We start from the raw sequence: 22,728 nt of genomic DNA, 5'->3' as shown, positions 1-22,728 counted from the left end.
TTAAAACCTAGCACCGTGAAATAAAATATTCAATGCAACAAAAGAGTTTCATTACATTCATATGCCAAAGTGTGATCGGGATTGCGAAAAATCCCGATCGCTGAAATTCTTGAGTTGTTAGCCTTATTCCGACGCTGTGCTGGCAATTTTCTCAACAGGCTTAGTGTGAGTTTTATTGCTGGAATAGATGAAGAAAAGGGCGATTCCCAGGCAGATCACCGCACCAAGGCGGCTCATTGAGAAGTGAATCACCTCGTTGCCTAACCAGCCAAAATTATCAATAAGCATACTCATGGCCAACTGACCAAAGATAACTGCAACCGTTGCCACCGCCGCACCAATACGCTGAACAGCCAGTACCATAACGACGATGTAAGGAACACCACAAAGTGCGCCAAGCAACTGCCATTTCGGCACATCCAACAAGGTCAGGGCATGCTTGGGTTCGAAGAAGAAAATGAGCAGCGCCGTTACCAGTGCACCAACGGAGAACGTCAGAAACGCACTGCGGAACACACCGACCTGGCTTCCTAATTTGCCATTAATGGCCGCCTGCATGCTAAGCACCGCGCCGCCGATCACAGCCAGAATAATCATTACTATATTCACAGATTCACCTCAGCCTTTTGCCACAAGGAACAGCGCAGCAATAATAAAAACCAGCGCGATAATACGTTTGCTGTCAATTTTCCGATGAGCAGTGCCAAACAGGCCGTAGTGGTCAATCACCAGACTCTTGAAAACCTGTCCTGCCAGAATGCCAATCATCGTCATTGCAATGCCGATGATTGGCACCGCAACGGTCAGGATGACGACGTAAATCGGGCCAAGGATGCCACCCAGCAAAGTCCACGATGGCTGAGTAAAGAAGGAAGGGCTGTTGCGTGGACTAAAGAACAGCATCAACAGAAATGTCAGCGCAGCACCCACGCCGAAAATACTGAATGTTGCCCACAGGTCTCCGACCTCGCTCCCAAGCGGCCCTAATAATCCGGCTTCAACAGATAGCCCCATCCCGCCAGCAACGACGAGTAATATCAATATAAGCTGCATAAAACAGTCTCCGGTAGTTTGGCCGGGCATCGTATAGCAGCGCGCTATAATGAAAAACGGTATAATTCAGGAAACACTTTTGCAGGAACCGGGACAATGTACGATCCTAGCGCCATAAATTTTCGCACCCTGATATTTTTTATCGGTGTGTTTGATGAACAGAACTTCTCTGTTGTAGCAAGGCGCGAAGGGGTCTCGGCGTCGATGATCTCGCGTGTGATTCTTCAACTTGAAGACACGCTTGGGCAGCAGCTTTTTTATCGAAACACGCGAGCCGTGATTCCCACTGAAGCGGGCAGACTCTTCATTGACTATGCCCGGACCATGACTGACCAACTGAGCGAAGCCCGCAAAGAGATGCTGGACAGATCCCTGGAACCCGCAGGGCTGATACGAATCAACGCGCCTGTCTTTTTTGGCCAGCGCCACATTGCACCCTGGCTGACCGAACTTTCAGACCGCTACCCGCGATTGCTGATTGAACTGACGCAAACGGATGACTATATCGACCCGCTCAAAGATGCCTCTGATGTGATTTTTAGAATTGGCACACTGACGGATTCCACTTTCCATGCCCGCATCTTTGGAACCCAGCGTTATCACCTGGTTGCCTCACCGAGCTATATAGAAAAATATGGCAAGCCAGAATTACCTGCCGAACTCCATCAACATAAATGTCTGGTTTACAAAGGATCGTCTGGTCCCAATCGTTGGTTATTCAGAAAACCTGGCGAAAGCTGGACTCACTATCCTGTTACCGGTTTACTCACCTCCAATAACGCTGAATCCTTACTGACCAGCGCGCTGGGCGGTATGGGAATGGTTCTTTTCCCTGACTGGCTTATTGGTGACAGTCTTAAAAAAGGCCAGCTTGTCAGAGTCATGGATGGGTTCGAGGCTGCGATTAAAACAGAGCCACAGCATGTTGCCGCTATTTATCCCAACGCACGGCATCCACCGTTAAATGTACGGGCGGTTGTTGATTACTTCGTGGAAGTTTACGGCTCGCCGCTTTACTGGCAGTTTGACTGATGTTCATGCTGTATACCCGAGCAGGAAGCACATGAACCGGGCAGGATTACATGGTGGAACAGCTTCCGGGTACATTAGAGAAATGATTTATATCGCATCGTTGTAAAATTAATTAACGCTCCATTCATTTCGTCAAGCCATGTCAAACGTATAAAAAGCCCCATTAGAAAATAATGAGGCTTATTGTGAACACCAGTCGATTTTTTTGCTTAACCTATCGGTATTAAGCTCACTGATGAGCCTGGATTTACTCCCTCGGATCAATCACATCAGGAACTTCCGGGTCCACAGGGTCAATAACATCCGGGATTTCAGGAATTGTGTCGCCAGGAAGCGGTTCATCGACCGGCACCGGATCTACCAAATCAGGACGTTCAGACATAAAACCTCCAACGATTTAATAATAGACAGCTAATAAAGCAAATTAAATTTATTTCTGATTTTGCTTGGTTTTTTTATCATCGTCCTTTGGTAACTTTTGAGGGTTTTTTGGTTGTTCCTTAGAAACGTTCAAAATAATGTTTTTCATAGAGAGCTCCAACAGGATTAGCAGCAATTTGCTACAACCTAAGAATAGCATTATTTAAGGATTCAGCGAGCGCAGCGGTATTTACCAAAACGGGTAAACACCTTTGAAAAGGAGTTAAACCGTTGTGTACTCAAAGAATGTGGCACGGAAATAATAATCCCAAAAAATTATTTGCAAACAAATGAATTGACAGCATAAAATTAATGCAGCAAGTAAATGAGATCGGAAGAAAAGGATTGTCTCTGGCTACATATATTTACAATGCAAGGGGGTTAATTTTCAATGAGATATTCTTTCCGGTTATCAAGGGCCCTCAAGATAATATACAGAATTGATACGTGCCAAAAAAATATTTCATTGCTATGTTGCGGTTCTGGCATCACAGCAATGAAAAATTTTTGACGTGGGTAGGGATAATCACTTTTTAATGCGTCTTTTTCTCTGCATCCGGATTCACGGTGGACTCAGCGATGGTGCTCAGTTTGCTGTCGGCAGCTTTCTCTTCTTCAAGGGTTTCACCCAGCAGGCTTTTTGCCTTCGAATAACCCAGTTGTGCCGCAAGCGTACACAAAGTGCCATATGCAGCTATTTCATAATGTTCAACTTTCTGTGCCGCCGCGATCAGCCCCGCATCACGGACAGGCCCTTCGCTAATCTCCTCAATGATTTCATCGCCTTCGTCGATTAACCCTTCCATAGCCACACATTTAATCCGGGCGAGTTTTAACTCTTCGATACTGTCCACGACATTATCTATCCGTTCCAGTTGACCACGTGTCTCTTCAAGATGGCTGCGGAATGCTTCTTTAAGTAAGGGGTCATGTGCTGCCCGCGCAAGCTTCGGTAAAGCACGGATTAACTGTTTCTCCGCACTGTAGGTATCGGACAGTAAATGTCTGAATAAATCTTCGAGTGTTTTGATTTGCATAATGATTATCCAATGTTGAATTTAGTTTCCACTGTTTTCAAAATAAGAAGCGGCATGCAGGTTAAAAATGATTGACCAAAACAAGCCATGAATATTAAGGATAGCCATGGAACGAGATCTTCCACTTAAATATTTCCAGTTTTATTCCTGACAGCGCTTAAAGTGGGATGGATTTTCTCGCAAATCATGTTGAAAAAAAACATAAAGCCTTAACTTTCTGTAGTGATTAAACATGTCATTCAACGCATTGTGTCGTGTGATTATCAGAAGGGGGATGTTGAACAGGTAAATAGCGACTGGAAGGAAAGGGCGTCAATTCAGCGAAATAAATGCATCTATGAAACGTGCAAAATTAATTAGCGCTCCGTTTAATGACGGACCGCTAATTAATCATTGCTATTCGAGAGAATAAAATATCGGGATAAGATCACCCCATAAATCAAACCGTCTGAAATTAATACTGCGCCGGCAAACTTAAATATCATCAAAAGTATGATCAACGACAATCTCGAGCGTCTTACGCACAATGTCGATAGTGACAACATCTTGCGTGGATTCAATGGCCTCAATCAACCGTTGAATGATGGCTTTATTGGTGACATGTCCATCAGTGGCAAGAATGCTGCGGATTACCGCGCCGAGTAATACGGCCTCGTCGGCCAGCATATCGCCCGCGCTACGGAAATAGTTTGTCAGTGCAGTGTTTGGCAGAGTGGCATAAATTTCTGATTTATGAAGCGTCATCTGTGTCATTTACTCTCACCATTATAAAGTTGTTAGTTAGTTGAGGTAGTCAGTGTTTCTTACTGCTACCGGGAGTCGTGCGGTCGTCAAATAAAGGGTAAATATTATTTTCTGGCTGAATCCGACTCTCCCTGTCCCACTCCTTTTGTGCTGGCACCATCATGCGACGTGAGATGCCCAACCGGTTGTGCCTGATATCGACAATCACATCCGAGATGACATTTCGCCTCGCTTCTTCTTGTTCCGTGGCTTCCATCGTTTGCAGTCTTTCAATCAGAGACCTGGTGCTGATAGGCCCGTTATCGTAAAGAATTGATAAAACTGCTTCTCCAATCACTTGATCGATTAATTTCTCTTTTTTACTTCGGTTCATAACAGCGTCTCTGCTTGCCATTGAGTTTCGTAAATGAAACCCGGCATGAAATCAGCACTCCTGGTCGGGAGGTCAGCTGAAGAGGGTAGGCTTGGGTCTCTCGCCTGAAATATTGCTCCGTAAATGTTGATCGAATAAACCGTTCATTTCCATTATCAGGGCCGTATTAACCTAACGGTCAAATAGCAGGCCAATTAACGTATGGTAGTGACGCTCTTCTTCCGGACCTGATGCTCCTTCTACCCGACGTAATAATTTGGTGCAGATGGATTTACGATTCAAACTCCGCCCGTCGGTAAGGATTTCAACCACAATTTCACCTAAGGTTTCCTGTTGAGAAGGAAGTGCCGCTTTGGTGAAATATCGCGTAATGGCATTCGCGCTATTGGTAACGTGATTGTTCTGTTGCATCAGTCAGTCACTCCTGTAAGCAAGTCATGTGTCGTATGTGTACAAATAAAGTTATACAAGTATTAAAAATCTGTACATAAAAAATTGCCCGGAATTTTCTTAATTCTTAAGCATAAAATGCTTATCTTTGTTATTCATGATGTTAGATGTGACTGGTGAACAGATTCAATGCATAGCCTGTACAGATTGCTGGAGATCTTTGCAGAAAGGAACAAGGGAATTGTGCCGTTAAAGCTTTACAACCACCTCGAGTCAACTGTTAATAAGTTATTAATATTAATGTATTTTAAAGTTAAATTCCGGCCGTTCATCTGCTAATGTAAATGCTCAAATAGCTGCATATCGGATACCACATGCTTACTACCATCATCTATCGCAGTCATATCTGTAAGGATGTACCGTTTCATTCAGTAAAACAGATGGTTGCAGCCGCAAACATTAAGAACGGCCAGATCGATGTGACAGGCATACTGCTGTTCAACGGCACGCACTTCTTTCAGTTGATTGAAGGCCCGCAAGACAGTGTTTTAGAGATTTACCAGCATATTTGCCAGGATGAGCGGCACCACAATATCGTTGAATTGCTTTGCGATTACGCACCGGCACGGCGCTTTGGGAAGGCCGGAATGGAGCTTTTCGATTTAAGGGAATATGACCGGGATGAAGTGCTGCAGGCGGTGCTCGATAAAGGGACGTCAAAATACCAACTTATTTACAATGATCGTGCTCTGCAGTTTTTACGGACGTTTGTCGAAGCGACTGAAAAAGAAAACTATTTTGAAATCCCACCGGCTGATGCCTGGGTATTTATTCCTGATGATAGTGGGAGCCATACAGACGTTGTTGTTTCCGATAACACCGCAGACTGTTGCTTTGCGTTTCAGCCCATAGTCGACCCATTCGCACAGAAAATTGTCTCCACAGAAGCGTTAATCCGTACACCCTCTGGCGATTCTCCCGCCGTCTACTTTGAAGGGTTAACCGGTAATAGCCTTTATGAAGCAGACCTTAACAGTAAAAAAGTGGCTTTTGCGATGGCAAGTGCGCTCGGGCTTGGCGGACAGTCTATCTCGGTAAATCTCTTACCCATGACGCTGGTCATTATCCCCGACGCGGTTGATTTTCTGTTAAGCGAAATCCAGTTACATGGTCTTGTGCCTGAGCAGGTGACAGTCGAGTTTACTGAAAACGAAGTTATTTCACGTATCGATGATTTCACCAGTGCTATCAGGCAATTGAAAGCTGCGGGTATCAGCGTGGCGATAGACCATTTTGGTGCCGGGTTTGGTGGTCTGTTGCTGCTGACTCAGTTTCAGCCCGACAGCATTAAAATCAACCGCGAACTGATTCAGGATGTCCACAAAAGTGGTCCACGACAGGCGATTATTCAGGCAATTATCAAATGCTGTGCAACACTCGAAATCTCCATTTCGGTTGTCGGCGTCGAGAAAGCGGAAGAATGGATGTGGCTGGAGTCCGCGGGGATCACGCAGTTTCAGGGCAATTTATTCGCCAGTGCCTGTATGAATGGAATATCTCAAGTGGCATGGCCTGAACGGAAAGCCGATCTCTGAGCACGGTTGTACAATAAAAAAATTGGTTGTACAACCAACCAGGAGTGGTTAGTGTCTACAAGGATGTTTCAAGCTCAATACGAGGGAGTTAATGACCCTATACAGTATCGGTGAAGTTGCCGAACGATGCGCAATCAACCCTGTCACGCTGCGTGCCTGGCAACGCCGTTATGGTTTACTTAAACCGCAACGCAGTGAAGGTGGGCATCGGCAATTTGATGATGAAGATATTCTGCGTATTGAAGAGATTAAGCGCTGGATAAAAAGCGGTGTGTCTGTTGGTAAGGTCAAGGCACTGCTGGAATCAAATCAAGTCATCTCTCAGGGCGATGATGTGTGGCGGTCACGACAAGAAGATGTGATGACGGTTCTGCGCCTTGTACAACCTGCTCAACTTCGCTCGAAAATTGCGGCTTTAGGTCGCGACGTTGCCGTTGAATCGTTGATTGATAATGTGCTTATCCCGGTACGTAAACGGCTGAGCCTGGATAAAAACACCGCCAGGGCGATGAGCAGTTTACTCGATGGTTTGCTTATTGATTATGTTGTTCTGTGCCTTGCAGACGCACGGAAAAAAACAGGGAAGAGCACATTACTGATTGGCTGGGAGAGCGATGACAGAACTCGCTTATGGCTTGAGGCCTGGCGCCTTTCACAATATGGCTGGCAGCCTGATGTTCTGGCCGATCCGCTGGATTCTCCCCGTCCTGAATTATTCCCGGGTCAGCATATCTTTGTCTGGACAGGAAAGGCATTAACACTGCGCCAGCGGGAGCAAGTTGAACACTGGCAGAAACAAGGGTTTGCCATTAAATCTCACGCTGTGACGACTGATAAAAAACTCATATAAAGGCCGTCTTCATCTCGCAGACTGGCCTTTCCCCACATTTAATCAGTTGTTGTTTCGCCTGGCATACTCTTCAGAGACTCAATATCAATTTCCGCCTCGTTTGTTTCAAGCAGTTGAGTCAACAAAAGGAGATTGTTGAATTCATTCAAAAGTATCTCTGCGTCTGATTTCAGTGGGGTATCAGCCGCATCTAAAGCGGCATTGATCGCTTTTCTGACATTTTCAAGCATCTCATTCATTCCACCGTTTTTACCAATAGTCAGTAACAATGCCCCGATCAGCAGCGACTGCGCTTCGACTTTCGCTGCAAGTTGCTTGGCTTCAGCATCCATTTTCGAGATTTTTGCTATCACACCCAGGATAAGATTTTTCATAAAAGCCCTTTTTTAGCCAGGTCACTCCCTTATTCAAATAAGGGTGAGGTTTGTTTGATGAAAATGAAAATAGCTCAACTTCCGGTTACTCACCACTCTCAGCGCACACAAACCGGCTGATGAGACATAGCTGCCAGATATATACGTATTTAATGCGTGTTTTCCGTCGTTTATGTTGTACATTTTTATAGAATAAAAAATGATTTTCATTATCATTGCGCTTTCGAATTATACGTTCATTCAAAGAGTAGTGTTAAATGAAAAAGGTCATCTGCGCGTTAGGAATGGTGCTCACTTCGGTCAGTTCAGCTTTGGCGACGACGTATCCTCTAACGATTGAAAATTGTGGATATAAAGAGACGTTTACCAAAGCCCCTGAGCACGTCGTCGCTCTGGGTCAAAACACCGTCGAAATCCTGCTGCTATTAGGGTTGCAGGATAAGATAGCTGCCAGTGCGTTTTGGCCGACTAAAGTTCTTCCGCAGCTCGCTCAACAGAATGCAAAAATAAAACTCCTGACGGTTGAGATACCGACGCTTGAATCCATCCTTGCTCAAAACCCTGATTTTGTTGCAGCGCAACTGCCTTTGCTGCTCGGCCCTGAAAGTAAAGTCGCTAAGCGCGAAGATCTCGCCACCGTTGGCGTGAATAGCTATATGTCTCCTGGTATGTGCGCCACCAAAAAAGATATTGGCGATATGTACGGTAGCCGCCAAAAACTGTGGGACATGACATTCCTTTATAAAGAGATTGAAGACTTCGCGAAAATCTTCAACGTCGAAGATCGCGGCCAGGCGTTAATTGTTGATTTTAAAAAACGCGAAGCCGATCTTCGCCAGACGTTCGGGAAAAACAATAAAGATCTTTCGTTTGTTTTCTGGTTCTCCAGCTCTTCTCCTTCTTCTGACGTCTATGTCGGCGGCAAGAACAGCGCTTCCGGCTTTATCGCGAATGTATTGGGCGGCCATAACGCCATTACCTCAGAAACAGAGTGGCCGACCGTTGGCTGGGAAAGCATTATTGCCGCGAACCCTGATGTGATTGTGGTTTCGAGCCTTGACAGAAATCGCTGGGCACTTGATAGCGCAGAAGAAAAGATTAAATTCCTCAAAAGCGATGCTGCCGTGAGTCAATTAGATGCAGTGAAAAAAGGTCATATCGTGGTGATGGACGGTCAGGCGATGAACCCAACGATTCGCACAATTTATGGTGCTGAACAAGTTGGTGAGCAGCTCAAAAGTCTGGGACTCAATAAATGACCGCAGTAGCACAGCCGATGAAAAAAACATTTCTGGTTGGTACGACGAGTATTTTTTCAGTGGTGGTTTTGTTTCTGGTTATCGCAACTGGCGTCAGCGTAGGGGAGCTTTCTATCCCGCTGCGAACCGTGTTCTACGCCATCAGCAATAAACTCGGGCTGACACAGGAGCCCCTTAGTCGCATTTACGAAAGTGTGATTTGGGATTTCCGCCTGAGCCGTGCCCTTGTTGCGGCGTGTTGCGGTGCCGGCCTGGCAATTTGCGGTGCAGTACTACAAAGCCTGCTTAAGAATGCGCTGGCAGAACCTTATGTGCTTGGTGTTTCTGCGGGCGCTTCAACGGGCGCCGTTTCAGTGGTCGTGTTAGGCGTCGGAACGGGCGCGGTGTCGCTATCTGCCGGAGCTTTTGCGGGGGCATTTGCCGCCTTTGCATTTGTTGCCTTTCTGACCAATGGCGCACGGGGTGGCAATGAACGAACCATTCTGGCGGGTGTTGCAGCGTCACAACTCTTCAACGCTATTACCGCTTACACCATCAGCACATCCGCCAGTGCGCAGCAGGCGCGTGATGTGATGTTTTGGTTATTGGGCAGTTTCAGCGGCGTGAGATGGCCTGAGTTTCAACTTGTGCTGTTTGTCGTGTTGGTCGGGCTTGCCGTGTGCCTTTACTATTCCCGGGCGTTAGATGCTTTTACGTTTGGCGATGATGCGGCGGCTTCTCTGGGCATTGCTGTTCCCTGGGTTCGCTTGATCCTGTTCACCGTCACTGCGTTGATTACCGCCACTATTGTCAGCATGGCCGGTTCCATCGGCTTTGTGGGTTTGGTCGTGCCACATGTTATGCGCTTCTTCTTTGGGCCGCTGCATCGCAGGTTGCTTATCACCAGCGCACTGGCCGGCGCCATTTTGATGGTACTGGCAGATATCGCCTCGCGCTTGTTAATCGCCCCGCAAAGTCTTCCGGTTGGCGTGGTCACCGCGCTGGTTGGCGTGCCGTTCTTTGCCGTCATTATCTACCGCTCAAGGAATAAGTGATGAGTATTGCCGCTGAAAATATTACCTGGCGGGTGGGGCAAAAAACCATCGTCAACAATGTCTCATTGAGCGTGTCGAGTGGAGAAACCGTCGGGCTGCTAGGTCCTAACGGTTGCGGCAAGTCATCGCTGCTGCGGATCCTTGCTGGATTGCGACGGCCTCATTCAGGTGCTGTCACGCTGGATGGGCAAAATATCGCCCGGATTGCCAAAAAGCAGTTGGCGCGGCGGGTCGCATTTGTGGAACAGCACGGTATGACCGAGGCGAATATGCGCGTTATCGACGTGGTCAAACTGGGGCGTATTCCCCATCACTCGGCATTTTCTAACTGGAGTAAGCAAGATGACGAGACTGTCACTGCCGCACTCCAGCGCGTGGACATGCTGAGCAAAAGCGAGCAGGGGTGGTTGAGTTTATCGGGTGGTGAGCGCCAGCGTGTTCACATTGCTCGCGCACTCGCACAATCGCCGACGGAAATCCTACTTGATGAGCCGACCAACCATCTGGATATTCATCATCAAATACAGTTGATGAAACTGGTCAGCGAACTGCCGGTGACCAGCATTGTGGCTATTCATGATCTCAACCATGCTTCCATGTTCTGCGACGCGCTGATTGTGATGCAAGAAGGGCAGATTGTCGCCGCTGGTCGCCCGCAGGAAATCCTCACCGAGTCACTGCTTTGGGATGTGTTCAGGGTAGAGACAAAGATTGAAATTTCCCCATTCCACGGAAAAAAACATATCCACTACATCGCTTAACACCAGGTCATTAGAATGCTTTTACCCATCCGGCACTCAGCAACTCAGCCCTGGCCGCCTGTGTTACTGGGCAGTCAGTTTGTTTTTAATGTTGGTTTTTACGCTGTGGTGCCGTTTCTGGCGGTGTTTTTACGCGACGATATGATGCTGTCCGGTGGGCTCATCGGGCTGATATTAGGTTTGCGAACTTTTTCACAGCAGGGCATGTTTATTGTTGGCGGCGCGTTGTCCGATCGCTACGGCGCACGCATCGTCATTCTCTGTGGCTGTATTCTCCGTGTCGCGGGCTATTTGCTATTGGCATTCGGGGAGTCACTGTTTCCGATAATCATGGGCGCTTGTCTTACCGGTATCGGGGGAGCGCTGTTTTCTCCCTCAATCGAAGCTTTACTGGCAAAGGCTGGCACGCAAAGCGAATTAGCGGGGAAACGTAGCCGCGCGGAATGGTTTGCTTTGTTTGCAGTATGTGGGGAGTTAGGCGCCGTGCTTGGACCGGTGGCGGGGGCTTTGCTGACAGGATTAGGTTTTCGCCAGGTTGCGCTGGCAGGGGCGGGAATCTTCGTCGTCGCATTGGTGGTGTTGTTTTTCTGCCTGCCACCCACAAACGCCAGCAAACAGACCCTCAACATCCTGCCGTGGTGGACGACATTCCGTAACCCACGTTTTGTCGCCTTTATCATCGCCTATAGCTCATGGCTGTTAAGCTATAACCAGTTATATTTTGCGCTACCGGTGGAAATCCAACGTGCAGGCGGCAGCGAAAAAGATCTTGGCCCGCTGTTTATGCTGGCATCACTGCTGATTATTATCCTGCAACTACCGCTGGCGCGTTTTGCCCGCCGCGTCGGAGCTGTGAGCATTCTGCCGGTAGGTTTTGTGCTTATTTCCGCTTCATTTCTTAGCGTCGCACTGTTTGCTGCCACACCTGCGCCAGAAAACGGACTACGGCTTTTGCCTTCCGCCTGTTTTGTGACGTTACTGACCCTGGGGCAAATGCTACTGGTGCCTTCAGTGAAAGATTTAATTCCGTGGTTTGCTAACGAATCGACGCTGGGCGCGCACTATGGTGCGCTGGCCTCCGCCGGAGGCTGTGCAGTACTCGCGGGAAACTTCTTTCTCGGCAACCAACTTGATGACGCGTTGATACCTTCCACTAAAGCTATTTACCCGTGGCTGCAATTAGCGTTTTTCCCGTTGTGTAGCGCGATAGCGATGGTTGTGATTTGTCGGCCGATGCGGAACCGATAACTGTGCGTTATTTATTCAGGGCGTGATACGATGAAGCTCATTCATTGACAGGAAAATCATTATGTCCTTCTTAGACTCCGCAATGAAACGCTTCACAAACGCAGCAAGTCGTTCCGTCACATGCCCAATCTGTGGCAACAAATCCCAGCAAACCGCCAGTAAAGTCCGACAGGGGCAAGCGTTACTCTGCCCAAAATGCAAATCACTCTTCGTTGTTCCGCGCTAATCAACCTTTTTTTGCGCGGACTGATGACAGCCTACACAAGAAAAACGAACAATATTTAATCTATACTTTTGAGAAGACTCTCGCAGCTGTTAAATCCCTGATGCCTGACACCCCATCCTGAGAGAACGTTTCTGATCTGATTGAACAACTGCTCCTGTGCGTCCATATCGCCTGATGAGCAAATTCATGAAATTAAATATTAAACGGTGGCTTACTGCGAGTAAGTCACTGGAGACTCATGCAGAAACTCCAGATTGGCTGGGTACTGAATCGGCTAACGAAAGCCCTATTAAAGCAGAACTCTTTTCTGCCGCTCAGATGGAACGCTACGGCCAGAAGTTAGCGCGTTCACATAAATTATCGGCCACGAAGTTGCCTTATTATTTACTTAAGCGCCTGGAAGATAACGAAGCCATTATTACCCGTAACTGCTACCTGCTTAATGCCGGCGAAAAATCCGGTATTACGCCTGCTGGCGAATGGCTGCTGGATAATTACTACCTCATCGAAGAACAGATCCGTGTGGTTCGCCATCACTTACCCAAGAATTTCGGTAAGGGGCTGCCTCCGTTGGCGGCACCGCATAATTGCCCACGTATTTATAATATTGCCTCTGAAGCGATTGCCCATGCCGATGGCCGATGGGAAGCCGCCAGTCTGACAAGTTATATCGCCTCGTATCAGCAAGTTACTCCGTTGACGTTGGGTGAGCTTTGGGCCTTGCCGGGCATGTTGCGCCTGGCGCTTATAGAGAATTTACGCCGGGTCAGTATCGAAGTCGCTGACGCTCAGAAAGAGCGAAATCTGGCGAATGTCTGGGTAACGCGCATTTTTGAATGTGCCGAAAACACGCCAGCAGACTTAATTATGGTGATTGCGGATATGGCGCGTTCACGCCCGCCATTGAGCAGTGCCTTTGTGGCAGAACTGGTTCGCCGCTTGCAGGGGCGGGGGAACATGCTCTCTTTGCCGCTGACCTGGGTCGAGCAGCGCCTTGCTGAAACCGGCGTCACCACGGACCACCTGATTCACCGCTTTAACCAACAGCTTGCCGCAAGCCAGCTTTCTGTCAGTAACAGCATCGCCGGTTTGCGCTTGTTAAGCGAAACCAACTGGGCAGACTTCGCCGAAGCCATGAGCCTGGTTGAACAAACACTGCGCCAGGATCCCTCGGGGATTTACCCGACAATGCATTTCGATACCCGGGACCACTATCGACACATTGTTGAGATCCTCGCCCGGCACAGCCATCACAGCGAACCCGAAGTCGCCAGTCATATTCTGGGCATGGCACAGGCAATGGATGCCACCACGCCCGGTAATCATGTGGGTTATTTTTTAATTGGTGAAGGGCGCGCCGTTCTTGAAGAACAGCTTGGCGCCAATACGTCGTGGGTCGTCCGGCTGCGGCATAGTTTTAATCAAATACCGCTCCTTTCCTGGCTTGGCAGCCTCAGCCTGTTGACGACAGCGTTCACCGCCGACATTTTATCCCGCACGCACCAACAAGGCATGGGCTGGCCGCTGGCGCTTCTGGCATTACCGCTTGTGGTGCTGATTAGCCAGTTAGCGATTAATTTGCTGAGTGAAGCGACGACTCGCTTCCGCTCGCCACTTCCTCTGCCGCGCATGGATTTCTCAAGCGGTATTCCGGCGGAGTTTTGCACTATGGTGGTGATCCCTTGCTTGCTCACCAGCCGGTCCGGGATAGATAAGCTGCTTAATAACCTGGAAGTGTGTTTTCTCGGTAACAGCACCGCAAACCTGTACTTCGCATTACTGACTGATTTTGCAGATTCCCCCGATGAAAACTCACCAGAAAATGATGAGCTTTTACACTGGGCAGAAGCGCAAATGCAAAATCTGAATCGCCGCTATGCACCTGTTTCCACGCCGCTTTTCTTTTTACTTCACCGTTCGGCGCAATGGAATGAGCAACAAAACGTCTGGATGGGTTATGAGCGTAAACGCGGCAAACTGTCGATGCTGAACAGTTGGTTACGCGAGCCCACTGAACAGTTTGCCGAGGTGCACAGCAATGTGATTAGCCCGCCTGCGGGGGTGAAATATGTCATCACCCTGGATAGCGATACCGTTTTGCCGCGTGATACCGCCCATAAGCTGGTCGCGACAATGGCACATCCGCTCAATCACCCGAAATTTGATGCCGTAAAACAGCGCGTCGTGAAAGGGTACGGTATTTTGCAGCCCGGGCTTGCGGAAGAAATTCCGCGTAACGGGCAGGGGCGTTATGCAGCGATGTGCAGTAACGTGCCGGGTAATGATCCTTACTCGATGATGTCATCGGATATTTATCAGGATCTGTTTGGAGAAGGCTCGTTTGTCGGGAAAGGTATTTATGATGTGGATACCTTTGTGCAGGCTACGCACAACTCTTGCCCGGAAAACCTGGTCCTGAGTCATGATTTGCTGGAAGGGTGCTATGCCCGTTCGGGGTTACTCAGTGAAGTCTTGCTCTATGAACAGTACCCCAATAATTACCTCACCGATGTGGCAAGGCGCACCCGCTGGATACGCGGTGACTGGCAATTGCTGAACTGGCTTAAATTAAGAGTCAGGAAAGCAGATGGTACGCATGATAAAAACCCGCTCAGTACGCTTTCACGCTGGAAATTGCTGGATAACTTGCGCCGCAGCCTGGTGGCACCGTCATTTCTGACCCTGGTGTTTTGTGCCATTTTACTGGTCCCGAATCCTTTTTACTGGTCTGGTGTACTGGCAGCGGTGCTGTTACTGCCCACGGCGCTAGTTCTGTTGCAGGATATTCTGAATAAGCCTGCCCGACGGCCGTTCTTACAGCATCTGGTTCTGGTGTCAGCAAGTGGCCTTAAACGCCTGATGCGCATTGGTCTGGGATTTATCACGCTTCCCCATGAAGCGGGTTATTCGCTCCGTGCGATTGCAGTGACGTTATGGCGATTGGGTATTAGCCATCACAACCTCAACCAGTGGGCCAGTTTCGACCAGATTACAGAGCGTGCAAAAGCCTCACCAATGCGTTTTTATCGGGCAATGTGGCTCAATGTCGTTTCCGGTATTGCACTCATATTGCTCGCGGCATTTTTTGCGCCAATGCTGCTATTTTTTGCCGCGCCTGTCGGCGTGTTGTGGTGCCTGGCGCCTTTATTATTAAGCTGGATGAGCCGCGAACCTGTACGCCACACCATCGCATTTAATGCTGATAATAAACGACTGCTGCGCCAAAGTAGTCGTGAGATCTGGGCTTTCTTCGAGACTTTTGCCACAGAGAAAGAAAACTGGTTACCGCCGGATAATTACCAGGAAATCCCACACCCGGTGATTGCGCACCGCACTTCACCGACCAACATTGGCTTGTCGTTGATGGCCAACCTCACCGCATGGGATTTTGGTTATATTCCGCAAGGTGAAATGTTGCAACGCATCACGATGACGCTCGATACGCTGGATAAGATGGAGCATTACCGCGGCCATTTATATAACTGGTACGACACTCGCACACTGGCGCCGCTGAATCCGCGTTATATCTCAAGTGTCGACAGCGGCAATATGGCCGGACATCTGCTTACCCTCAGCGCAGGCTTAACCGGGCTACGTAACCAACCCATTCTCAATTGCACACAATTGCTGATGGGCATTGATGATACCTTGCAAATCCTTGAGAAAGCCTGGGGACAACATGCCCCGACATCGCTGCGCCAGTTGCGCAATCATTGCAAAACAGCGGTGACACTCCACCCGTCGTTACTTTATCCAGAGCTGAAAAACATGCGTGCGCAAAGTAATCGTCTGCACGCACTTTGTAGTCATGAAGACGGGCGCATCCGCCGCTGGGTGGATCATCTCCAGCATCAGTTAGTGATTATCTGCCACGAATGGACACATTTTCTCAGTTGGCTGCCCGCCGGCTGGGACCGTGAGTCTCTGCCTACGCTGTCCTGGCTTGCCCAGACAAAACACACTGGAGAAGGCACCCCGTCAGAATCCGTGATTCGCCAGGCTCGCACGCGTCTGGATATTATTAATGAGCTTGAACAGCGCCTGATTGAACACGCCCGGATGGATTTTGTCTTCCTGTACAACGAAGTGACCAGCCTGCTCAGCGTCGGTTATAACTGCGATAACAATAAACTCGACAACAGTCATTACGACTTGTTGCCGTCGGAAATTCGCCTGACCAGCTTCCTGGCGATCGCCACTAACCAGTTGCCGCAAAAAAGCTGGTTTGCACTGGGGCGACTCTTCACCACCATTGATAACGAAACCGCGTTGATGTCGTGGAGTGGCTCAATGTTTGAATACTTAATGCCGAATCTGGTGATGCCAACTTATCCAGGCAGTTTACTGGAGGAAATGAGCCAGTCGGCAGTAAAACGCCAGATTGACTGGGGTAAAGAGCGGGGCGTGCCGTGGGGAATTTCAGAGTCAGGTTATTACTCGTTTGATGCGCTGCAAAACTACCAGTACCACGCTTTCGGTGTGCCGGGCCTTGGTTTGCGACGGGGGCTTGCAGATGACATGGTCATCGCACCGTATGCCACCATGATGGCATTGACTGTCTCACCTCAAAAAGCCTGTGAAAATCTGCTGAAACTGGAAAAAAATGGCGCTCGTGGGGAATATGGCTTCTATGAAGCGCTGGATTACACACCTTCACGCCTCGCCAGCGGCCAGATGTATGCCGTGGTTCGTTCATGGATGGCGCACCATCAGGGAATGGCATTCCAGGCACTGTCCCACGTTCTTTTAGGTGCGCCAATGGTCGACCGCTTTATGACCAGCCCGTCATTTCAGTCGGCACGACTGTTATTGCAGGAACGGGTTCCTGATGCGGTTGAATTGTATAGCCCGCGTCGCCATTTCGAATCCCACGAAGGGGTATTGCAACTGGTACAGTACGAAACCCGTGAGTTTACCGACGTTGACAGCCTGATTCCCGAAGTTCAGTTACTCTCGAACTCCGATTACCATCTGATGATAAGTCAGTCCGGCGGTGGTTATAGCCGCTGGAAAGACCTGGCGTTAACCCGCTGGCGCAGTGATGCAACCTGCGATAACTGGGGCGCATTTTGTTATATTAGTGACCCTGTCACAAATGAGGTATGGAGTAATACCTGGCAGCCGCTGGGTGAACCCGTCAGCCAATATGACGCGATATTTACCGATGCGGGGGCCGAATTCAAACTTGTTGCCGGAACCGTCAGCGTTAAAACGCAGATTGTTGTCTCGCCCGAAGATGATATTGAGCTGCGCCGCGTCACCTTACTGCATCGTGGGCGGCAGCCGCGCACTTTCGAGCTGACGACATACGCGGAAGTGGTGCTGGCTCCGAAAGAGAGCGACCTGGCCCATCCGGCATTCAGTAATTTGTTTATTCAGACTGAGTTGGTTCCCGAGCAGCACGCCATTCTTTGCCATCGTCGGCCTCGCGCGCCTGACGAATCTTGCCCGTGGATGTTTCATACCATGGTGGTGCACGGACAGGCACAAAACGAAACCTCATTTGAAACCGATCGTGCAAAATTTCTTGGCCGCGGGAAAACCCCGGCCAATGCCGTTGCGACAACACAAAGCGGTTTGCTCAGTAACAGTGCCGGGCCCGTACTCGACCCGATCCTTGCGATTCGCCAGTCCATTGTTTTACAGCCCGGCTTGCCCGTTACCGTCGACATTATTTATGGCGTGACGGAAAGTCGCCAACATAGCCAGGCACTGGTTGAGAAATATCACGACCATCCGATTGCCGACCGCGTCTTTGAACTGGCCTGGTCACATAGCCAGATTGTCCTGCGCCAGATTAATGCCAACGAAGACGACGCAACGCTCTTTAACCGCCTTGCCAGTGCAGTGCTGTTCCCTGGACCCGAACTGCGTGCTGATGCCAAAACACTGTGCCGTAACCGGCGCGGCCAGTCAGGGTTATGGGGTTGGTCTATTTCAGGCGACCTGCCGATCGTGATTCTTAATGTCACCAGCGATGAAAGTATTCTGCTTATCACTACCATGATTCAGGCCCATCATTACTGGCGCTTAAAAGGGTTGGCCGTCGATCTGGTTATTCTCAACGATAACCCCGGTGGTTATCAGCAAGAGCTCCAAAACCAGATAATAGAATTATTGATGGCAGGATCAGAAGCCAACCAGATAGATAAACCCGGCGGTATTTTTGTGCGAAATGGCGAACATATGTCGGCTGAAGACCGGCTTTTGCTGTTAAGTGTGGCGCAAATTGTACTGGATGATAGGGCTGGTGGTTTGAAAGAGCAGCTAAATCAGCGGCTTCAGGTGGCTATTCCAGCGCAGCAGGCTTTTACGCCACGCGCGGTTATCCCCGCCAATCAGCACGATGCCTGGCAGCCTGATACCAGTGCGTTGGTGTTTTTCAACGGACGTGGTGGGTTTTCGCAAGATGGCCGCGAATATCAGATAACACTTGATGAAAACGACCAGACACCTGCACCCTGGGCCAACGTTCTGGCCAATAACAGTTTTGGTACCGTCATATCTGAAGCGGGCCAGGCCTATACCTGGTATGAAAATGCCCATGAATACCGGCTCACACCATGGGAAAACGATCCCATCAGCGATCGTTCTGGCGAAGCGTATTATTTGCGTGATGAAGAAAGCGGGGCGGTCTGGTCGCCCACTACGTTGCCGGTGCGCGGCAACGGGCATTATCTTTCACGCCACGGCTTTGGCTACAGTGTTTTTGCTCACCGTGAAACCGGTATCGACACGGAATTAACGGTGCTGGTGGCGGAATATGCCCCGGTAAAAATCGCTATTCTGACGCTCAGCAATACGTCGGGGCGCACCCGAAAAATCTCCGTTACGGGTTATGTAGAATGGACACTCGGTGAATCCCGAAGCAAATCGGCAATGCATGTTGTGACGCGGACATCGACAACAGGGCGTGGTTGCGGAGTGCTGGCAAATAACTTCTACTGTAGCAATGGTTCGGAAAGAACAGCCTTCTTCGCGGTAACGGGCATGCATTGCTCGGTCACGGGTGACCGTCGGGAATTCCTTGGCCGCAATGGACAGCAGCGTGACCCGTCGGCCATGAAACAGCGAACGTTGTCTGATAAAACGGGAGCAGGGCTCGACCCGTGTGGCGCAGTGCAATCTGCAACCACCTTGATCGATGGCGATCAGCGAACATTTATTTTTGTGCTGGGTATCGGGCAGAATCCGCAGGAAGCGGAATCGTTGATTAACCAGTATCTGAGCGAAGATGCCGCACGTAGTGAACTGTCGAATGTTCACAGCTACTGGCACCGTATGCTCGATCAAATCGTCATTTCTACCCCAGACCCGGCGGTCAACTTACTCGCCAATGGCTGGCTGCTGTACCAGACTATCGCATGCCGCCTGATGGCTCGCAGCGGTTACTACCAGTCCGGTGGCGCTTTCGGTTTCCGTGATCAACTACAGGACACTCTGGCTCTGAGCCATGCCGCACCCGAACGGCTACGCGAGCAAATCCTGCTTTGTGCATCGCGCCAGTTTGTTGAGGGCGACGTTCAACACTGGTGGCACCCACCATTAGGAAACGGGGTTCGCACCCGTTGTTCAGACGATTATCTCTGGTTGCCGCTGTCTATTTGCCACTATGTTGAAACAACGGGTGACACAGGGTTGCTCGAACATCGCCTGCCATACCTTGAAGGCCGGGAATTACAGCCGGGAGAAGAGTCGGCCTACGAGCAGCCGGTTATCAGTGCGCTTGAAGAGACACTGTGGCAGCACGGGGTAAAAGCTATTCGCCATGGCCTGCGATTTGGTCAACATGGTTTGCCTTTAATGGGAGCGGGTGACTGGAACGACGGCATGAACCTGGTCGGGCTAGAAGGAAAGGGCGAGAGCGTCTGGCTCGGGTTCTTCCTGTATGAGGTTTTGCAGCGTTTTGCCAACCTTGCAGAACAAATCCACGATAACGACACTGCCGTACTTTGCCGGGCAGAAGCCGCCAAATTGCAAATCAACCTTGAGGCATCCGCCTGGGATGGGGCCTGGTATCGCCGGGGCTACTTTGATAGCGGGGAAGCGCTGGGTTCGCAGAGCGCAAAAGAGTGCCAGATAGATGCCATTGCCCAAAGCTGGGCGGTGCTATCAGGGGCGGGAAGTACAGAGCGTTGCGCGCAAGCCATGCAGGCACTGGACTCACGACTGGTGGATAACGAAGCCGGGTTGATAAAATTGCTTACTCCGCCGTTTAACGGCAACGGGCCAAATCCTGGCTACATTCAAGGTTACCTGCCGGGCGTACGTGAAAATGGTGGGCAATATACTCATGGTGCCATCTGGGCTGTCATGGCTTTTGCCCGCAGCGGCAATATCGAACGAGCCTGGCAACTTTGGTCGTTGATTAACCCGATAAACCATGGGCTTACGGCGGATGCAACAGATCGCTACAAAGTCGAACCCTACGTGATGACGGCGGATATTTACAGTGTTTCGCCTCACACCGGGCGTGGTGGCTGGAGCTGGTATACCGGCTCGGCGGGCTGGGCGTATCGGTTAATCATTGAGACATTACTGGGTATTCAAAGGCAGAGCGGCACAATCACCGTTCGACCTTTATTGCCACGTGAATGGTCTACTGTGAGCCTGGTTTATCGACATGGCTCGAGCGATTATCAGATTAATGTGGCGCGTAGCGTGGGCGAATATCAGATCATGCTGGATGGTCAGTTATTGCCAGGAGACACCATCCCACTGACGGACGATGGGCTCCGGCATATTGTGGAGATAAAGCAGGGGGGTGTGCTGTAACTTTTTATCCCAGACGGGCGATCCGCGAGCGGGCCTCGTCAAGATGGCGGCGTAATGTATCAAGGCATGGGCCAAAATTGGCAGAGAACTGTTCGCAATCACTTGCGATAACAAAGAAGTTTTCAGCCAGGCCCAGCGCTTCATGCCAGATATCGCCGCTAATGACTTCCGGCAGTGATGCTGGTCGAAGCTCGTTCACGATTGCGCCACCCGTTCTTGGGGCGAAACCCATAGGCAGAATGTCGTAGGCTGGCGCGAGTTGATATGGGCGGCCGTGGCTGCTGATGAACGACAAGTTCCCGTGGTGCATGTCGGTATTGCCAATGAGCATCCCAAATGCCCAAAGCCGAGCGGTGCCAACTGCGGATGAAGGGTGGACATGACCTCCCGTAATAAGGCTATTAACCAAAACAGGCCATGAGGCCCTGGCATTGCCGATAAACTCCGCATCAAGTGCCCGCAGCGAGAAGACGCCGATACGCCCCAGTTGGCCAACACGGTCGAATCGGGGGATCTCGAGGAAGCGCTGACCACCAAAATCAAATACTTCGGTTTCCACACCAAGCACTCTCAGCGCCAGGTGTTCAGCCACCAGAAGGTCGCGCCAGCGTTCACTAACCGGATTATCGTCCGGGGCCGAGAATTTCACTAAGACGTGACCGCGTTCTGTATAGGTGCAAAATTTCGGCTGTTCACCGCCTGCCGATGATCCCGGTGCCTCACCGGCACCAGCCGCCAACGCCAGTGCGGGGAATGCTGTTGCGCGCTCAACAGGAGTGGGTTCCGGCATCGCCAGGAAACGCTCTCGTGCTCGTTCACCTATCAGCAGGTTACCGATAGCATCATGACCATGTGCCAGCAAAGCCCGAACAACATCTGCGTCTGCCCATTGCTCTGGATTCGCCGGCAGGGCAAGCTCTGCCGCATATGTTGATGCGTAGGCTCGACCGAGATACCCCTGTGGTCGCATGTCAAACAGCCACCACGGCAGACCGTCGCTGTATAGACTCACGCTATCGGTCTGCACCATGACAAATCCCTCCGGACGAACCGGAATGAGCTCGCCAAGAGGCTTAACGCGTCCTTCATCAGTAATGCGGTAAATGGGCGCAGACCTGAATCCGCGATAGGGATCGCGTAGCGCGTATTGAATAGATGGACCGGCTCCGATTCGAACAATATCATCGCCAATATCTCTCAATGCACGGGACATTGTTGGTTGACTAATTCCCATTATCTCAATGAGTTGCCGAGACTGCATCGGCCCCTGGCTGAGCAACTGGCGTATCGTGTCAGAACGAGTAGGCATCATGCTGAATCACTTTTTGAATAGATGTATGAATAGATAGGTGAATGCATACTCTAGCAGTTAATTTGTAACTCGTCATCCTGGATGGGGCTGCTACAACATTGCCGATGACGAACTAGCTGTGCTCGGCATTGGCTGGCGTACGTGTCTGGACGGGGAGGTTACGTAACACAAACCTGACTTGCATAAAGTTAACTAAAACATTTCCATGCTATAGCCAAACGCTTTAAGACAGATTCTGATCGCTA

Annotated in this window: 18 protein-coding genes; 9 read left to right on the top strand and 9 right to left on the bottom strand. The window is 49.9% G+C overall.

Annotated elements, in window-relative coordinates; genetic code table 11:
* Window positions 1–123 precede the first annotated feature (123 nt).
* Together M975_RS07730 and M975_RS07725 are read right to left on the bottom strand one after the other, a co-directional pair.
* Window positions 124–609, bottom strand: a complete 486-nt coding sequence (locus tag M975_RS07730) for a DMT family transporter (RefSeq protein ID WP_064558534.1) — start codon at window positions 607–609, stop codon at window positions 124–126.
* Between the two features lie 9 nt (window positions 610–618).
* Window positions 619–1,053 carry a DMT family transporter gene (locus M975_RS07725; protein WP_064558532.1) on the bottom strand — a complete coding sequence of 145 codons (435 nt, stop codon included), beginning with the start codon at window positions 1,051–1,053 and terminating at the stop codon, window positions 619–621.
* A gap of 96 nt (window positions 1,054–1,149) precedes the next feature.
* Between M975_RS07725 and M975_RS07720 the strand changes: the two genes are divergently transcribed.
* Complete coding sequence (locus tag M975_RS07720) at window positions 1,150–2,085, top strand: LysR family transcriptional regulator (RefSeq protein ID WP_064558530.1); 936 nt, start codon at window positions 1,150–1,152, stop codon at window positions 2,083–2,085.
* A gap of 247 nt (window positions 2,086–2,332) precedes the next feature.
* On the opposite strand, the gene M975_RS23360 is transcribed toward M975_RS07720, so the two are convergent.
* The 5 genes from M975_RS23360 to ycgZ form a co-directional block, all read right to left on the bottom strand.
* Window positions 2,333–2,467: a hypothetical protein gene (locus tag M975_RS23360; protein WP_245164359.1), complete on the bottom strand. Its 135-nt coding sequence runs from the start codon at window positions 2,465–2,467 to the stop codon at window positions 2,333–2,335.
* Window positions 2,468–3,038: 571 nt separating this feature from the next.
* Window positions 3,039–3,542, bottom strand: coding sequence for a YciE/YciF ferroxidase family protein (locus M975_RS07715; protein WP_064558528.1), 504 nt, complete (start codon window positions 3,540–3,542; stop codon window positions 3,039–3,041).
* Window positions 3,543–4,016: 474 nt separating this feature from the next.
* Window positions 4,017–4,295 (bottom strand): biofilm development regulator YmgB/AriR family protein, encoded by a 279-nt coding sequence (locus M975_RS07710; protein ID WP_064558526.1) that lies wholly within the window; start codon window positions 4,293–4,295, stop codon window positions 4,017–4,019.
* 40 nt (window positions 4,296–4,335) lie between these two features.
* Window positions 4,336–4,680 (bottom strand): hypothetical protein, encoded by a 345-nt coding sequence (locus M975_RS07705; protein ID WP_157093348.1) that lies wholly within the window; start codon window positions 4,678–4,680, stop codon window positions 4,336–4,338.
* 150 nt (window positions 4,681–4,830) lie between these two features.
* Window positions 4,831–5,070, bottom strand: a complete 240-nt coding sequence (gene ycgZ / locus M975_RS07700; protein WP_064558522.1) for a regulatory protein YcgZ — start codon at window positions 5,068–5,070, stop codon at window positions 4,831–4,833.
* Between the two features lie 353 nt (window positions 5,071–5,423).
* On the opposite strand from ycgZ, the gene M975_RS07695 reads away from it, so the two are divergent.
* Together M975_RS07695 and M975_RS07690 are read left to right on the top strand one after the other, a co-directional pair.
* Window positions 5,424–6,644 (top strand): diguanylate phosphodiesterase, encoded by a 1,221-nt coding sequence (locus M975_RS07695; RefSeq protein WP_064558520.1) that lies wholly within the window; start codon window positions 5,424–5,426, stop codon window positions 6,642–6,644.
* A gap of 91 nt (window positions 6,645–6,735) precedes the next feature.
* The gene (locus M975_RS07690) at window positions 6,736–7,494 is read left to right on the top strand and encodes a MerR family transcriptional regulator (protein WP_064558518.1); all 759 of its coding nucleotides are present in this window, start codon (window positions 6,736–6,738) and stop codon (window positions 7,492–7,494) included.
* 38 nt (window positions 7,495–7,532) lie between these two features.
* On the opposite strand, the gene iraP is transcribed toward M975_RS07690, so the two are convergent.
* Window positions 7,533–7,868: an anti-adapter protein IraP gene (gene iraP / locus M975_RS07685; protein WP_064558516.1), complete on the bottom strand. Its 336-nt coding sequence runs from the start codon at window positions 7,866–7,868 to the stop codon at window positions 7,533–7,535.
* 257 nt (window positions 7,869–8,125) lie between these two features.
* Between iraP and eitA the strand changes: the two genes are divergently transcribed.
* The 6 genes from eitA to M975_RS07660 all read left to right on the top strand — a co-directional run bounded on the left by eitA (window position 8,126) and on the right by M975_RS07660 (window position 21,171).
* Entirely contained in the window at window positions 8,126–9,127 is a 1,002-nt protein-coding gene (eitA, locus tag M975_RS07680) for a siderophore ABC transporter substrate-binding protein EitA (RefSeq protein ID WP_064558514.1), read from the top strand.
* 17 nt (window positions 9,128–9,144) lie between these two features.
* Window positions 9,145–10,161: a FecCD family ABC transporter permease gene (locus M975_RS07675; protein WP_425338997.1), complete on the top strand. Its 1,017-nt coding sequence runs from the start codon at window positions 9,145–9,147 to the stop codon at window positions 10,159–10,161.
* Entirely contained in the window at window positions 10,161–10,922 is a 762-nt protein-coding gene (eitC, locus tag M975_RS07670; protein ID WP_064558510.1) for a siderophore ABC transporter ATP-binding protein EitC, read from the top strand. Before M975_RS07675 ends, eitC begins: the two co-directional genes overlap by 1 nt.
* Window positions 10,923–10,937: 15 nt before the next feature.
* A complete protein-coding gene (locus tag M975_RS07665) occupies window positions 10,938–12,170 on the top strand; it encodes an MDR family MFS transporter (RefSeq protein ID WP_064558508.1) in 1,233 nt (410 codons plus the stop codon).
* A 61-nt stretch (window positions 12,171–12,231) separates the two neighbouring features.
* Window positions 12,232–12,396, top strand: coding sequence for a YnfU family zinc-binding protein (locus M975_RS23355; protein ID WP_280643777.1), 165 nt, complete (start codon window positions 12,232–12,234; stop codon window positions 12,394–12,396).
* Window positions 12,397–12,582: 186 nt separating this feature from the next.
* Window positions 12,583–21,171 carry a glycoside hydrolase family 94 protein gene (locus M975_RS07660; protein ID WP_064558506.1) on the top strand — a complete coding sequence of 2,863 codons (8,589 nt, stop codon included), beginning with the start codon at window positions 12,583–12,585 and terminating at the stop codon, window positions 21,169–21,171.
* Window positions 21,172–21,175: 4 nt separating this feature from the next.
* Here the strand turns inward: M975_RS07660 and yjjJ are convergent, their stop codons facing one another.
* Window positions 21,176–22,480 carry a type II toxin-antitoxin system HipA family toxin YjjJ gene (yjjJ, locus tag M975_RS07655; protein ID WP_074388339.1) on the bottom strand — a complete coding sequence of 435 codons (1,305 nt, stop codon included), beginning with the start codon at window positions 22,478–22,480 and terminating at the stop codon, window positions 21,176–21,178.
* Window positions 22,481–22,728: the final 248 nt, after the last annotated feature.

Origin of the sequence: Buttiauxella brennerae ATCC 51605 (genome assembly GCF_001654925.1) — a bacterium.
GTDB lineage: Bacteria > Pseudomonadota > Gammaproteobacteria > Enterobacterales > Enterobacteriaceae > Buttiauxella > Buttiauxella brennerae.
The sequence above is the reverse complement of the archived record's forward strand: the minus strand, read 5'-3'. Positions and strand labels throughout refer to the sequence as shown.